The organism is Azospirillum himalayense, from assembly GCF_042657465.1.
GTDB classification, from domain to species: Bacteria; Pseudomonadota; Alphaproteobacteria; order Azospirillales; family Azospirillaceae; genus Azospirillum; species Azospirillum himalayense.
The window spans coordinates 205,879-219,966 of sequence record NZ_JBHSLC010000011.1; the positions used below are offsets into that span (position 1 = coordinate 205,879).

The 14,088-nt window shown below is 68.3% G+C and carries 10 protein-coding genes; 4 read left to right on the forward strand and 6 right to left on the reverse strand.

Annotation, left to right across the window (positions count from 1 at the left end):
* Window positions 1-75 precede the first annotated feature (75 nt).
* Window positions 76-432, forward strand: coding sequence for a hypothetical protein (locus ACFPMG_RS09805; protein WP_376994955.1), 357 nt, complete (start codon window positions 76-78; stop codon window positions 430-432).
* A gap of 87 nt (window positions 433-519) precedes the next feature.
* Here ACFPMG_RS09805 and ACFPMG_RS09810 read toward each other — a convergent pair whose 3' ends face one another.
* The 5 genes from ACFPMG_RS09810 to ACFPMG_RS09830 all read right to left on the reverse strand — a co-directional run bounded on the left by ACFPMG_RS09810 (window position 520) and on the right by ACFPMG_RS09830 (window position 8,930).
* Entirely contained in the window at window positions 520-1,728 is a 1,209-nt protein-coding gene (locus ACFPMG_RS09810) for an acetate/propionate family kinase (RefSeq protein WP_376994956.1), read from the reverse strand.
* 14 nt (window positions 1,729-1,742) lie between these two features.
* Window positions 1,743-3,140 (reverse strand): bifunctional enoyl-CoA hydratase/phosphate acetyltransferase, encoded by a 1,398-nt coding sequence (locus ACFPMG_RS09815; protein WP_081863017.1) that lies wholly within the window; start codon window positions 3,138-3,140, stop codon window positions 1,743-1,745.
* 831 nt (window positions 3,141-3,971) lie between these two features.
* Complete coding sequence (locus ACFPMG_RS09820; RefSeq protein WP_376994957.1) at window positions 3,972-4,688, reverse strand: hypothetical protein; 717 nt, start codon at window positions 4,686-4,688, stop codon at window positions 3,972-3,974.
* Between the two features lie 316 nt (window positions 4,689-5,004).
* Entirely contained in the window at window positions 5,005-7,257 is a 2,253-nt protein-coding gene (locus tag ACFPMG_RS09825; RefSeq protein WP_376994958.1) for a CHASE domain-containing sensor histidine kinase, read from the reverse strand.
* Window positions 7,258-7,499: 242 nt separating this feature from the next.
* Entirely contained in the window at window positions 7,500-8,930 is a 1,431-nt protein-coding gene (locus tag ACFPMG_RS09830) for an ATP-binding response regulator (RefSeq protein WP_376994959.1), read from the reverse strand.
* Between the two features lie 348 nt (window positions 8,931-9,278).
* On the opposite strand from ACFPMG_RS09830, the gene ACFPMG_RS09835 reads away from it, so the two are divergent.
* The 3 genes from ACFPMG_RS09835 (at window position 9,279) to ACFPMG_RS09845 (ending at window position 13,128) form a co-directional block, all read left to right on the forward strand.
* Window positions 9,279-10,580 (forward strand): sensor histidine kinase, encoded by a 1,302-nt coding sequence (locus tag ACFPMG_RS09835; protein WP_376994960.1) that lies wholly within the window; start codon window positions 9,279-9,281, stop codon window positions 10,578-10,580.
* Window positions 10,581-10,674: 94 nt separating this feature from the next.
* Entirely contained in the window at window positions 10,675-11,157 is a 483-nt protein-coding gene (locus tag ACFPMG_RS09840; RefSeq protein WP_376994961.1) for an MmcB family DNA repair protein, read from the forward strand.
* A gap of 195 nt (window positions 11,158-11,352) precedes the next feature.
* On the forward strand, window positions 11,353-13,128 hold the full coding sequence (locus ACFPMG_RS09845) for a response regulator (protein WP_376994962.1): 1,776 nt from the start codon (window positions 11,353-11,355) through the stop codon (window positions 13,126-13,128).
* 29 nt (window positions 13,129-13,157) lie between these two features.
* Here ACFPMG_RS09845 and ACFPMG_RS09850 read toward each other — a convergent pair whose 3' ends face one another.
* Window positions 13,158-14,003 carry an IS5 family transposase gene (locus tag ACFPMG_RS09850; protein WP_376994963.1) on the reverse strand — a complete coding sequence of 282 codons (846 nt, stop codon included), beginning with the start codon at window positions 14,001-14,003 and terminating at the stop codon, window positions 13,158-13,160.
* Window positions 14,004-14,088: the final 85 nt, after the last annotated feature.

Consider the following 14,088-nt stretch of genomic DNA (forward strand, 5'->3'; position numbering starts at 1 on the left):
TTAAAGGAAATAGGTCCGAAACTCCGGACAATTGCAGTTCTGTCACGATGTTGTCTGGAAGGGGCCTGGGCCGCCATGTCGTGGTTGTCGAAATTGAGCGGACGAGGCAAATCCACCGCGGCTTCCGCGTCCAACGCCAAGGAACGCCCCGCCGATCCCCCGACCATCCGGATCGACAGCCACGAATATGTGCCGGAGGAGTTCGTCCTCGGGTCTTTCCGCATCCGCCCCTATGACGGGGACTTGATCGCCAAACAGCAGTTCGACTTCCGCATCCTCTTCCGGCTTGGCGAGGAACATTCGGATTTCGCCTGCCGGGGCGTCGTCGTGAAGATGGACGAGCAGGCCGGTCTGGTCGCCCGCTTCCACCAGCCGCCGCCGGCTCACACGCGCAAGTTGATCGAGTATCTCAAACTCTGGAAAGGCCTGTAAAAAGCAGGCGCCCCTCCGGAAAAACGAAGGCCCGCCGTCACGACAGCGGGCCTTCTTCATTGGCGACGTCACCAGACGGACCGCAGGTCAGACGGTCTCCAGCGCCTTGCGGCTGTGCAGGGCGATCATCTGCTCCTCGTCGGTCGGGATGACGTAGACGGGGATGCGGCTGGTCGGGGCGGAGATCAGCGGGCCGTTGGCCTCGTTCGCCGCCGGGTCGAGGACCACGCCGAGCCAGGCCAGCTTGTCGCCCACCCGCGCCCGCACCGGGGCCGAGCGCTCGCCGATGCCGGCGGTGAAGACCAGCGCATCGATCCCGCCCATCGACGCGGCGAGCGCGCCCGTCTCCTTGGCGATGCGGAAGCAGAACAGCTCCACCGCCTCCTCGGCATGCGGGTCCTCGTTGTCCAGCAGGGCGCGCATGTCGTTGGACAGGCCGGACACGCCGAGCAGGCCCGACTTGTTGTAGAGCAGCTTCTCGATGGCGTCGGCGCCCATGCCCTTCTGGCGCATCAGATAGATCAGCACGCCGGGATCGATGTTGCCGCAGCGGGTGCCCATGGGCAACCCGTCCAGCGCCGTGAAGCCCATGGTGCTGTCCACGCTGCGCCCGGCGTGGATGGCGCACATGCTGGCGCCGCTGCCGAGATGGGCGACCACCACGCGGCCGTCGGCCAGTTCGGGCGCCAGCTCCGGCAGGCGGCGGGCGATGTACTCGTAGGACAGGCCGTGGAAGCCGTAGCGGCGCACGCCCTCGTCGGTCAGTTCGCGCGGGATGGCGAACATCTGCGCCTGCCAGGGCTGGCCGCGGTGGAAGGCGGTGTCGAAACAGGCGACCTGCGGCAGCTCCGGATGGGCCTCGGCCAGCGCGCGGATGGCGGCGAGGTTGTGCGGCTGGTGCAGCGGGGCCAGGGGGACGAAGCTTTCCAGCTCCTCCATCACCGCCGGGGTCAGCAGCACCGGGGCGGCGTGGCGGGTGCCGCCATGCACGACGCGGTGGCCGGCGGCCAGCAGCTTCGCCCCGTCCAGCCGCCCTTCGATCCATTCCAGCAGGAAGGCCAGCAGGGCGGTGCGGTCGGACGGCTCGCCCGCCGCCCAGACCCGCTCGGCCAGCGGGCGCTTGGCGGCGTCCTTGGCCTCGAACTTCGGTTCGGTGCCGATGCCGGAGATCTGACCGTTGATCGTCACCCGCAGCCCCCCCGCCCCGCTTTCCCGGAAGACCGAGAATTTCAGGCTGGAGGAGCCGGCGTTGATGACCAGGATGGCGTTGCCGCCACCCGCGTTCTGAGTGGTCATGACGGTCGCCCCTCTCACTCGGCCGCGGCGGCGGCGCCGCGGCGGCGGGCGGCGGCGGCCAGGACGGCCACGGCGCAGGACGCCAGACGGGTGCGCACGTTGTCGGCGCGGCTGGTCAGGATGATCGGCACGCGGGCGCCGAGCACGATGCCGGCGGCATCGGAGTTCGCCAGGAAGGAGAGCTGCTTGGCCAGCATGTTGCCGGCCTCCAGGTCCGGAACCAGCAGGATGTCGGCCTGGCCGGCGACCTCGGACACGATGCCCTTGGTGCGGGCGGCTTCCAGGCTGATGGCGTTGTCGAAGGCCAGCGGTCCGTCGAGGATGCCGCCCTTGATCTGGCCGCGGTCGGCCATCTTGCACAGCGCCGCCGCTTCCAGCGTCGAGGCGATCTTCGGGTTCACCGTCTCGACCGCCGACAGGATGGCGACGCGCGGCGTCTCGACGCCCAGCACCTTGGCGAGGTCGATGGCGTTCTGGACGATGTCCACCTTGTCTTCCAAGGTCGGATAGATGTTGATCGCCGCGTCGGTGATGAGAAGCGTGCGCGGGTAGGTCGGCACGTTCATCACGAAGACGTGGCTGAGCCGCCGGCCGGTGCGCAGGCCGGTCTCCTTGCGGACGACCTCGGCCATCAGCTCGTCGGTGTGCAGGCTGCCCTTCATCACCGCCTCGCACTCGCCGGAGCGGGCCAGCCGGACGCCGGTCTCGGCCGAGGCGTGGGAATGCGCCACGTCGACGATGCGGTAGCGGCTGATGTCCAGCCCATGGGCCTCGGCGACCGACTTGATCTTGGAGGCCGGGCCGATCAGCACCGGGTCGATCAGGTTGGCCTCGGCGGCCTCGACCGCGCCCTTCAGCGAGCTTTCGTCGCAGGGATGGACGACGGCGGTCGGCACCGGGGGCAGCGTTTCCGTCTTACCGAGAAGCTCGTCATGGCCGTCGTGGCGGATGACCTGGACCTGCGGCAGCTCGTGCGCGGCGCGGCGGACCTTGCGGGTCGGCGCGATCACCTCGGCGAGGCCGGAGACGACCTCCTTGCCGTCCTGGTTGCGGGCGACGCAGTCGAAGACGACGATGTTCTTCTCGGCGTGCTTCTCCTTGGCGGTGACCGTCACGGTGATGACGTCGCCCAGGCCCACCGGGCGCTTGAAGCGCAGGTCCTGGCCCATATAGATCGTCCCCGGCCCCGGCAGCAGCGTGCCGAGAACGGCGGAGATCAGCGAGCCCGACCACATGCCGTGGCCGATCACCTTGTGGAACTGGCTGTCCGCCGCATACTCCTCGTCGAGGTGCGCGGGGTTGATGTCGCCGGACACCGTGGCGAACAGCTCGATGTCGGACATGGTCAGACGCCGCGACAGGCTCGCCTGCTGGCCGATCTGGATTTCCTCGAAGGTGACGTTCTCGATCATGGCTGAGCCGTTCTTGCCGAAGTCGGGGGTAGCGGGCGCAATAACACGGTCCATTGGAGAAGCTCCTCAATCGGATAGCGGCTCGGAATCGCATGATCCCCGGGCCGAATCCTCCCGGCCTGCGGATCGCCCTGTCGTCCGCGGCCTTTTTGTTGGACCCCTGGAACGGCCGACCCGGGAAGGGCCGCCCGCCAGGGGCCGGTTCGAGGTGCCCTGAATAGCGTGGCACCGTGAAAGAGATGTGACAGGGTGGCGCATTTCGCGGTTCCGTTGCGGTGCAACAATGTCGCACCCCCGTCACCGCGCCGGTCCCGCCGCCCCACCGCACCCCGCGCCGCCCGTCTTCCTCGACCGGCGGAAGTGTCGTTCCGTCACGGTCTTACGACGACCCAAGGTCTCACCCCATGACCTATGTCAAGCGGTCGGAAGACGGAGTCCGTTTACTTTCCAGCAACCAAAACCGCTCGCGCAGCATTGTATCACTGAGCAGGCGCAGCATGGCAAGACCTTGCGCGCGGGGGCGCAAGATTGATGGTTCGTTGGAGTTCGTGTGAGAAGTTGAACAACGCCACGGCGCCCCTGCCGATTCCGCAGCGCACACGCCCGCCGCACGCATGGCGGGGACCGTAAAGGCCCAGGCCGGGGACTCAGGGTGAGAAACGGACAAAAGCGGCGATCCGGACATCGCTCGCCCTGCCCTCCTGATCCGAAGCCAGCCTCCCTTTGAAGGCCATGCATCATACGAGTGCCGCCACCGAAACCCATTCCAGGGGTTTACCCAAGGCACCCGAAATCCTCGCCCCCCTCATGACATGAATTATACGCAGGGATTTATGGCAACAACCCGTTCAAGACAGCCATATGGGCTGCCGCCAATCCCGTCACCTCAATTTCCCGAACATTTGCGACAGCGTAAGGGCTGTTGTATTTGAAATTGATGAATGTGGAACCGGGCCAAGTCTCCAGGTACCAATCCTTTCCCACACCCAGGTTAATGCGGACCCACCAGTGATTATAATTTGGGGGGTTTCTTGCTCCATCGGGAGCTTGAGGGGAATGATGCATCGCAACATAGTACCGCACGCCGTTTGCATCAGGCCCCTGGCCAAGCTGCATCCCTCCGATCAGGATTGATGCCTGCATTACGCTGTCCAGCGTGTGTTCATACCATTGATTCCAAGTCACGCCTTGGACGGCATTATAGCTTGCAGCAACGAACATCTGATACTCGGTTCTCCTCTCATCGATCATATCCGAGTACGCTTGATTGGTGCGCCAAAGGGAGTTCGGGTCTGGATCAGCACCAATCGCAATGAATGTGAATGCGGAGGCGGGGTCGTTAATCACATCAGCGGCCAACCCGGACGTGGCCCATCTCCAGCAAGCGCAAGCGCCATTTTGAATGACTATATGCTGCAAATTCAGATTCGCCAGATCGAATGATCCCTGCCAATAGAGCGGAAAGTTGTTTCCTGGCCACATTTGCTCAGGCACATCACGAAGCTCCGCCACCAGACTAAGATAAAGCGCTTGCTTCAGGCTGATCATTCTCCACTCCTCAATAATACCTTCAACGCGCCCAGCGAGCGGCAGCCCACAGAAATTCACTTTCCCCGAATGCCGAAGACTTCATCAGGAAGATCAACGCACTGAAGAAGGGAATTCTCGCTTCTTCCTGCTGAGGCCATCTGTTCGCTACGAAATCCAGACGATGGAGGCCCGGGAAGCGTGACGCCTCGCCACCGAAATGGCGGCCGAGCCCGCCTGGGGTCGGCACTCACGACTCAAAGCTGGCGAAGGCGATCGGGACGGCCGCGAGGCTGTGGGCGACGAAAGGGGGCGTACCGGGCGGCGGCCGTTCCGCTCAGGCGCTCGCCACCGACGTGGAGGGCTCCTCGGGCAACGGGTGGTGGCGGTCGCCGACCATCAGGACGGCGATGGAGAAGACCGTGCCCTTGCCGACGCGCGATCGGACATCGACCTGATGGCCCAGGATGTGCGCGGTGCGCCGGACGATCGAGAGCCCCAGCCCCAGTCCGCGCCCGCTGTCCCGCTGATCGGTGCCACAGCGGTAGAAGTCGTCGAAGATCAGCTTGAGCTGGTCGGCGGGAATGCCCGGCCCGCTGTCCCACACCTCGACCAGAGCGTGCCCATCGCGGCGCCGGCAGCCCAGCAGGATCGTCCCCGTGCCGGCGTAACGCAACGCGTTGACCAGCAGGTTGCGCACCATGCGCTCCAGCAGCACCGGATCGCTGAGCACATAGGCGGAGGTCGGCACCATCCGCAGGACCATGCCCTTGTTGGCCGCCTGCTCCGCGAACTCGCGGTTCAGCCGGTCGGCGATGTCCTGGAACGCGAAGACGGTGGGGCGCGGCTTGACGTTGCCGGCTTCCAGCGCGGAGGTATCGAGCAGCGTACTCAGCAGCGTGTTGCCGGCGGCGATCGCCTCCCCCAGCTTTTCCGCCACCTCCAGCTGCTTGGCGTCGGACAGGCGGGCGGAGAGGATGTGGTGGAACAGGCTCATCGCCTGGAAAGGCTGGCGCAGGTCGTGGCTGGCGGCGGCCAGGAAGCGCGATTTGGCCCGGTTGGCCCGCTCAGCCTCGGCATGGGCCTCGGCCAGAGCCTCGCGGATGCGCACACCGTCGGAGATGTCGATGGCGGCGCAGATCACGCCCGACACCGCCCCGGCCTCGTCCCGCAGCGGTTCGACGATCAGATCGAACACCTGCTCCGGGCCGGGCGCCATCCCGATGCGGACCTCCTGCCGGGAGCCGGTGCCTGTGTCCAGCACGGCCCGCTTCACCGCATCCAGCCGGGCCGCGTCGTCCGGCGCATGGATTCCGGCGTTGGTCCGCCCGATGAAGGTTTCCGCCGCACGCCCGGTCTGCGGGTTGTACATCCACATGTAGCGCAGGTTGCGGTCCAGGCTGAAGACGGCGACGCGCGAGTGACGCAGCGCCATGCGGAAGCGCTCCTCGCTTTCGCGCAGCGCACGGGCCATGGCGGCGCGGGCGCGGGCCTCGGTCACCAGGAGGCGCTTGGCCTGCGCCTCGCGCCGGGTGTAGCCGGCCAGCGCGCCGGTCAGCAGAAGCCCCATCACCAGAACGATCCAGGCCGGATAATCCGCCGGCGCCAACCCCGGTTCGGGCGGAATCGCCAGCACCAGCGTCCAGCGCCGTCCGCCGATCACCAGATCGCGTTCGACCACCGTTTCGCCGTCCTTGCGGATGTCGCGGAAGGGAACGCCCTCCCGGCTCGCGGACGGGGTGTCGAGGTCGCGGGACGCCAGGATCCGCCCGCCATCCTCCGCCGGCCCGTCGAGGAGATGCACGGCACCGTGCAGGCCGCCCACGCGGTTGCCCGCCTCCTCCAGAAGGCGGGCGATGCCGAAGACCGAGGCGACGTAACCGGCGATCTCCGCACAGCGGTCGGCTCCATCCAGCTCGTTCACGGGGTAGCGGTAAACGGGAAGATACAGGCCGATGCTGTGACCGGTCTCCCCCTGCTGGCGCGGCGGCAGGGCCTCCGTCGCCGTCAGGTCGCCGGAGGCGCAGGCCCGTGCCAGCACCTCCGCCCGGTTGGGCAAGGACAGGATGTTGATCCCCTGCCCGAAGGCATCGTCCCGCTCCGGCTCCATCAGCGTGTTGACGAACAGATCCCCATGGGATGCCGCCAAGGCCGGACCGCGGATGTCGTCACCCGTCCCGTCGCCCGTCCCGTCCACGTCCCGGACGGCAAAGTCCCGGCGGCCGACGGCGCGCATTTCCGCCTCCAGCGCGGGAACCGCCGCCGCCGGAACGCGGCTCACCCAGGCAACCGACCACAAGCCGGGATAGAGCGGCATGATCGGCCGGACCGCCGCCGCGAAGGCGTCGCGGGTGGCCGGGCGGGGGTCCGAAAAGGCCGAGCGCAGCGTGCGCAGCAGCAGCGTGTGGCTTCCGATCCGCTCCGTCAGGGCGTCATGGAACTGGGCGAACTGCCGCTCGTGCTGCGTGCGTTCGTCCTCCCGGTTGGCGGCCCGCATCTGGAAAAAGGCGCCCAGAGTCAGCGTCAGGCCCGCGGCGACCAGCACCGGAACCGCAAACGAGACCCGCCTCCTTCTGTCCAGCAGCGGCATACCACCCGTTCCCAACGGCCATCACCGAAATCGTCGGATCATCCGACTATAGCAATCAGCCCTGCGAGTCGATAATGGAAAAGCCCTTATCCTCCCAAATGGATAGTTGGCTTCGACGAGGACATGAGGTGAGCCGACTATTGATTGTCACTTGCAGCGGGATTGCGCGCCCACTTCGATGTCAATTCTGCAATACAAGACGCAGGACGACGTTCGGCCCTTGATAGCGACCCGAAACCGTATCAAGACTTCAGCCGCTCGCGGCCGAGAAGCCGCGCGACCGCCCCCCGCAGGGCCATCGGCGCCACCGGCTTGTGCAGCAACGGGTAGCCGGACAGCCGCGCCTCGCGCAGGCGCATCGGGTCGGTGTCGCCGGTCAGGATCAGACCGGGCAGTGTGGCGTCGAGCGCCTTGCCGATCTGACGGATGGCGACGATCCCGTTCATCGCCCCCTTCAACCGGAGATCGGAGATGACAAGGTCGGGGGGCTGCGGGCCGGGTCCCAGCCGCTCCAGCGCGGCGTCCACCGAGTCCGCGGCGACCACCGCGCACCCCCACTGGCCGAGCAGTGCGCCCAGCGCCTCCAGCACCATCGGATCGTCCTCGATGACCAGCACGCGGGCGCGGCTGACGTCCTCGCCGGGCGCCGTGACAATGCCCTCCGCGGAGCCGGCGGGTTCCGCGGCGGTCGGCGGATCGTCCGCACCGTCCGCCGCCCGCGGGACCAGCACCGTCAGCATCGTGCCGCGGCCGGGGGTCGAGTCCACCTCCAGCCGGTGCCCCAGCCGCCGCGCCAGGCCGCAGGCAAGACGCAACCCGAGGTCGATCGTCGACGGATCGCCCGTCCCGTCCGGGCGCCGGATCTCCTCCCGCAGGGCGAGCAGCTGGTCCGGCAGCAGGCCGCGGCCGGTGGACCACAGCTCGATCCGCAGATCCGGCCCCCGGCGGCGGCAGCCGAGCACCACCCTCCCCCTCTCCGTGTGACGCAGGGTGCTGGCGACGAATCCCTGAAGAATGCGCTCCAGAAGCGAAGCGTCGGTGGCGACGCGCACCGAGCAGGGCAGAACCGAGAAGCGCAGCCCCCGCCCGTCGAAGCGGGGGGCGGCGTCCAGCGCCATCCGCGTCAGGATGCCGTTGACCACGGGCGCGCCGATGTCCGGCTGCACAAGACCAGCCTCCAGCCGAACGAGGTCGAAATGCCCGTCGACCATTCCGCGCAGCGACTGCACCGCGTTGCCCATGGCGTTCAGCAGGTCGCGTGCCGCCGGGTCGTTGAGGGCTCCGGCCCGGCCCGGAGCGCCCTTGCCGTTCCCCCCCGCGGCTCCGTCGAGCCGCCCCTCCAAAGCCCCCAGCAGCAACGACAGTGCGGCCAGCGGCTGTCGCAGGTCGTGGCTGGCCGCGGCGAACAGGCGGCTCGATAGGTCGGCGCCCGCCGCGGGCCCGCCTGCTGCCGCGTCGACTCCGGCGGTGCGGCGGACGAACCCGCCCCCGCTGAGCGGCCAGTCGGTGACGGTGTGGCCGGGGGGCAAGCCACGGAACAGTGGCGCCAGGGCTTCCGGCAAGGCGCCCTGGACCAGAAGGCGACTGGCGCCGGTCAGCGCCTCCGCCGCCTCGTTCCAGGCGGTCAGCCGGTCGTCAGCGTCGAAGACCAGGACCGCACCATGCCGTCCCACGCTATGCGGATAAGCTCCATCGCTCGTCACGGGCGGCGCCCCCCACTGCGTGCACGCGGATTCCTGGTGACCGGAAGCGGTCCCTTGCGAACAGGCTACGGATGCGGCGCCAAGGATCAAGCCCACCGTTCGTCCGACCACCGACAGGACTATTCGGCTTGGCGTCCGGCACGGCACCCGCCATCGCCCCGAGGCCGCTGGCCATGCGAACAATTCAGCGTATTTTTATATAAAAGTCAAGAAAAGCCCGTGGACATTGCCAGGAACAGCGTAGTAACGACAGAAGGTGTCGCAATTTGTCGGTTGCATGTTTCTCAAAATTTTTCGACTATGCGACCAATGGATGCCGTGATCGAAACCCCTTTCCGCGACCGACAACCGGAGGCGGCGACGCCGGCTGGCGCGGACTCTGCCGCGCTGTTGGACGGTGGCAAGCCGGGCGGGAGCGGTTCGACCGACCGTGCACAGGTTGGTGATGCGCAGGTTGGTGATGCCCTGCTGGGCGCGGCGATGGCGGCGCTCGCCGACGGCATCGGCGTTCTGGCCGCGGTCCATGACGACACCGGCGCCGTCGATGATTTCGAGTGGCTGACGGCCAACCGCTCCGCAGAGCGGCTGTTCGGGCACCCTCTGGCCGGGCGCCGGCTGCGCGCCGACGATCTCCAGGACGGCGAAGGGGCTGGCCTCTTCGCCTGTCTCACCGATTGCCTGATGGAAAAGCAGACCGTGCGTCGCCTGGTGATCGCCCCCGGCGGCGCGCGCTGGCGGATCGCCGCCACCCCGCTCGCCCCCACCTCTGTTGGCGCCGGCTCCACTGGCGCCGGCCGCGCGGCGCCGACCGTCTGCGTGTCCCTCGCGGAGCTTGGCGCCGAGGTTCCCGTCGTGCCGGAATCGCACCGCGCCCACCGGGCCAAGGCGGAATTCCTGGCGCACATGAGTCATGAGCTGCGCACCCCGCTGAACGCGGTGCTGGGCTTTTCCGAGGTGCTGCTGGCGGAGACCTTCGGCCCGCTCGGTTCCCCCCGCTACCGCAGCTATGCCGCGGACATCCACGCCAGCGGCACGCATCTTCTGTCGCTGATCGACGGCATTCTGGACCTCTCGCAGAGCGAGACCGCCCGGACCGATATGCTGGAGGAGGCCATCAACGTGGCCGACGCCGCCCGTCAGGCGCTGGCCCAGGTGGGCGACAAGGCGGCGGCCCGCGGCGTGGACATCGGGGAGGATCTGTCCGCCGACCTGCCTCTGCTCTACGGTGACGCCCGGGCGCTCCAGCGGATGCTGACCAACCTGCTGTCGAACGCGGTGAAGTTCACCCCCTCGGGCGGGCAGGTGATGTTGTCGGCCAGCCCCATGCCGGACGGCGGGATCGGGCTGATGGTGGCCGACACCGGCGCCGGAATCGCCGAGGACGAGTTGACCCGTGTCCTGGAGCCCTTCGGCCGCGCCGACATGACCGTCCCCCGCGGCGCCACCGGGACGGGCATCGGCCTGCCCGTGGTCAAGCGGCTGATGGAGATGCACGGCGGGCGGCTCGACCTCTACAGCGAACCCGGCGCCGGCACGACGGCCATCCTGATGTTCCCGCCACGGCGCAGCCTGCCGCATGCGGCCCCCCACGGCATGCCCCACACCGGCGCCCGCGCCTGACCCTTTCGCGCATCCCGAAACCGGGAGAAGTCCCTTGGCAAAAGCGCAAAGCCGGGTCATTGTGCCGTTTCGTTCCTGAACTGTTCCGTTTCAAATGGTCGATATCCTGCTGCAGGACGACGAGCCGCCGATCCCGGCGGGCGGCGCCGTCCCGATCTTCCGTGGAGTGCGCCGGGCGCTGGCCGCGCGCGGCTTCGTCAGCATGGCAGAGTTCCGGCTGGCCAGCGGACGCCGCGCCGACGTCCTGGCGATGGACGGCGCCGGCACCGTCGTCATTGTCGAGGTGAAAAGCTGCGTGGCCGATTTCCGAGCCGACCAGAAATGGCCGGAATACCGGGACTGGTGCGACGCCTTCTATTTCGCTGTCGACGATGCCTTTCCGGCCGAACTGATTCCCGACGACTGCGGCCTGATGGTCGCCGACGCCTATGGCGCGGAGATCCTGCGCGAGGCGCCGGAGCACCGGCTGGCCCCGGCGCGGCGCAAGGCGCTGACCCTGCGCGCGGCGCTCACCGGGGCCGGGCGCCTGCACCGGATCGAGGATCCGTCCTGGACCCAGGACACCTCGCCGGTGTGAGCCCCCGGCCCGACCGCTCCATCCGACCGAAGCTCCATGGCAAAGCCTCGTCAAGCCGGTGTAATCTGCGCCATGAACGGGAACGGGCGGCCGGACATGCACGCACAGGACGCCGGGCCCGCCACCGCGGCGCAAACACGCCATCGGGACGGCGGCGGCCCGCGGATCGAATCTCCCAGGATCGGCGCCATTTGGATGGGCGCGCTCGCCCTGGCCGCTCTGCTGGCCGGCACCGGTGCCGGCGGCTCCGTATGGCTCGCCCTGGCCGAGATGGACGCCCGCGCCCGCGGCCAAGCCACCCGCAGCCTGGATGAGGCGCTCGACCTCATGCGCGTCGCGGAGTTGGCCGCCGGACTGTCTTCCAACGCGGCCGAGCTGGAATCGGCGAGCACCGCCCAGCGCCGGCTCAGCGCCCACAACGCCTTGCGCCAGCGGACGCAGCAGCTCGGCGCCATGCTGGAAACCCTGCCGCGGGACTGGCGCGCCGAACTGCGCTACGCCACCCAGGCCATCCGCGCGGAAGCGGACGAGCTGAACGCCACGGTGGACCGCCGGCTGACCGTGCAACGCGGCCTTCAGGACCTCACCGAGCAGGTGGCGGCGCGCAGCGAGGCGCTGGCGGAGGCGCTCGGCAGCGCGCGCGCGCCACTGGACGGCGAATCCCTGCGCCGGATCGACGATTCACGACAGGCGGTGGCCCTCCGGTTGCTCGCCGCCGCGACGGCACCAGTCCCGGCCACGGCCGCGCGGGATGATTTCCGCAAAGCCGCCGGGGCACTGTTCGACGCACTGAACGATCTGCCGATCGACGGCGCGAGCCCACGCCGCGCCGATGCGGCACGCCAGCTCGTCGCACTGGGAATGGACGAGCAGAATCTCTTCGACCTGCGGCGGGAGCAGGAAGCGCTGACCGTCAAGGCGGCGGGGATCGCCGCACTGCTCCGCGGCACCGCCACGGACCTCGCCCAGCGGACCGGGAGCGGCGCGCTGGCCCTGCGCGACGGGTTGCGGGACGGGGGGGATGCATCCACACACCGAGTGGGCACGGAGCTGTCCGCCGCTGCTCCCGCCGGGGTCGGGCTGGTCACCGCACTGGCGATCCTCACGGCCGGCCTGGGCGTGGCGCGGACGCGCGTCCCGCGAGCCCCCCAGTCCACTCCGGACGGGGCGGAGCGAGCCGGCCTGCCGTCCGACAGGTCCTCGCTGCGCATCCTGCTGGCGGAGGACGAGCCGGTCAGCCAGCAGGCCGGGGCCATGCTGCTGCGCCGCGCCGGTCACGCGGTGACGGTGGCGGGCGATGGGCGGGCCGCCCTGGCGGCGGCGGAGCGGGAGCGCTACGACCTCGTCCTGATGGACATGCAGATGCCGGATATGGACGGGGTCGAGGCGACCCGCCGCATCCGCGCCCTTCCCCATGGCGCCGCAACCACGGCGGGGGTGCGCATCGTCGCCCTGACCGCCTCCGCCGTACCCGGCGCGGTGGAGCGCTGCCGGGCGGCAGGGGCCGACGCCGTTCTGGAGAAGCCGCTGCGCCTGCCCGCGCTGGCCGCGCTGCTGGACCGCCTGTCGAGCGGCTCCGGCGCAGTCTCCGCCGTTGCGGACGCACCCCCGCCGCCGGAGCGTGAATCCGGCCTTCCCGTGTTCGATGAGGACGCCATCCGCCAGATGCGCGAGCATCTGCCGGCGGAGCGGGTGGCCGCCCTGGTGACCAACACACTCGTCACGCTGCGCGGCTACCACGCCGCGCTGGAGCAGGCCTGGAACGCCGGGGACCGGGCGACCGCCGGGGCCATGGCCCACAAGATCGCCGGGGTGGCCGGAATCTATGGCTGCGGGGCGCTGCGGGGCGCCGCAAAGTCGCTCGAAGCCGCGCTGGACACCGGCGAGGGCGACCCCGACGTCCTTCGCCGCGCGCTGGACGACGCCGTCCCGCCGGCGCTCGCCGCCCTGGACCGCTGGAGCGGCGGCTAAGAGCCTGTTGAGAAGAAGCTCGAGCAAATTCAGTGCAAATGCGACGGTGGACGCGCGAGCCGCTTCACGAGAATATGGCTCATCGCCATGTAAATGAACGTCTCCTCCGATTCCGGCAGACGCTCGTAGTCCTTTGACAAGCGGCGATGTCTGCCAAGCCATGCGAATGTCCTTTCCGCCACCCAGCGGCGCGGCAGAACATGGAATCCTTTGGGAATTTCTGGCGGCTCCTGGCCGGGGGCGAGCCAGAAGCCCTGAACCCCGGTCCACCAGTGCTTGACGACTTCGATGGTCCAGCCGAGCCGATCTTTGGCCCAGGTCTTCAGCCCCTGATAATGCGTGTCCGCCCACACGAGCTGGATCGCGGGAAACCACAGGTGCAAGCCTGACAGCAGGAGGATGCCTCCGGCTTTGTCGTGAAGATCGGCCGGATGCACACGCACCTTCAGAACGTCGCCTTCCGTATCGACCAGAGTTTGCCGTTTGCGTCCACTGATCTTCTTGCCACCATCATAGCCACGCGGGCCGCCGGACTCGGTCGTCTTCACGGATTGGCTGTCGATGGCGGCCGCGGTCGGCTGCGCTTTGCGGCCGCGCCGGGTTCGATACTGCTCGCGCAGCGCCGCATTGACCTGTTCCCACTTGCCGTTTTTGCGCCAGCGGCGGAAGTGATCGTACACGTCCGTCCAGGGTGGCAGATCGTGGGGCATCATCCGCCAGGCGATGCCACCACGCAGGACGTACAGGCATCCGTCGATGACGCGCCTCAAATCGTGCTTTCGTTGCGCTCCGCGATGCTCACTCTTGGTGAATAGCTTCGAGACAACCGCCCACTCTTGGTCGGTCAAATCTGTCGGATAACGGTCCGGCGGCATGCGATCACCTCTCAAGGCGGCGACATGGCATGCCTTATCAACGGCGCACGTGGGCTTCGTGTCCCAAGTGCGTATGGACCCAAGA

What these genes read in the sequence shown, in the direction of transcription:
- ACFPMG_RS09825 (WP_376994958.1), bottom strand. Translation starts at nt 7,257, where the DNA reads ATGCCGCTGCTGGACAGAAGGAGGCGGGTCTCGTTTGCGGTTCCGGTG.
- ACFPMG_RS09840 (WP_376994961.1), top strand. Translation starts at nt 10,675, where the DNA reads ATGGTCGATATCCTGCTGCAGGACGACGAGCCGCCGATCCCGGCGGGC.
- ACFPMG_RS09810 (WP_376994956.1), bottom strand. Translation starts at nt 1,728, where the DNA reads ATGACCACTCAGAACGCGGGTGGCGGCAACGCCATCCTGGTCATCAAC.
- ACFPMG_RS09805 (WP_376994955.1), top strand. Translation starts at nt 76, where the DNA reads ATGTCGTGGTTGTCGAAATTGAGCGGACGAGGCAAATCCACCGCGGCT.
- ACFPMG_RS09820 (WP_376994957.1), bottom strand. Translation starts at nt 4,688, where the DNA reads ATGATCAGCCTGAAGCAAGCGCTTTATCTTAGTCTGGTGGCGGAGCTT.
- ACFPMG_RS09845 (WP_376994962.1), top strand. Translation starts at nt 11,353, where the DNA reads ATGGGCGCGCTCGCCCTGGCCGCTCTGCTGGCCGGCACCGGTGCCGGC.
- ACFPMG_RS09850 (WP_376994963.1), bottom strand. Translation starts at nt 14,003, where the DNA reads ATGCCGCCGGACCGTTATCCGACAGATTTGACCGACCAAGAGTGGGCG.
- ACFPMG_RS09815 (WP_081863017.1), bottom strand. Translation starts at nt 3,140, where the DNA reads ATGATCGAGAACGTCACCTTCGAGGAAATCCAGATCGGCCAGCAGGCG.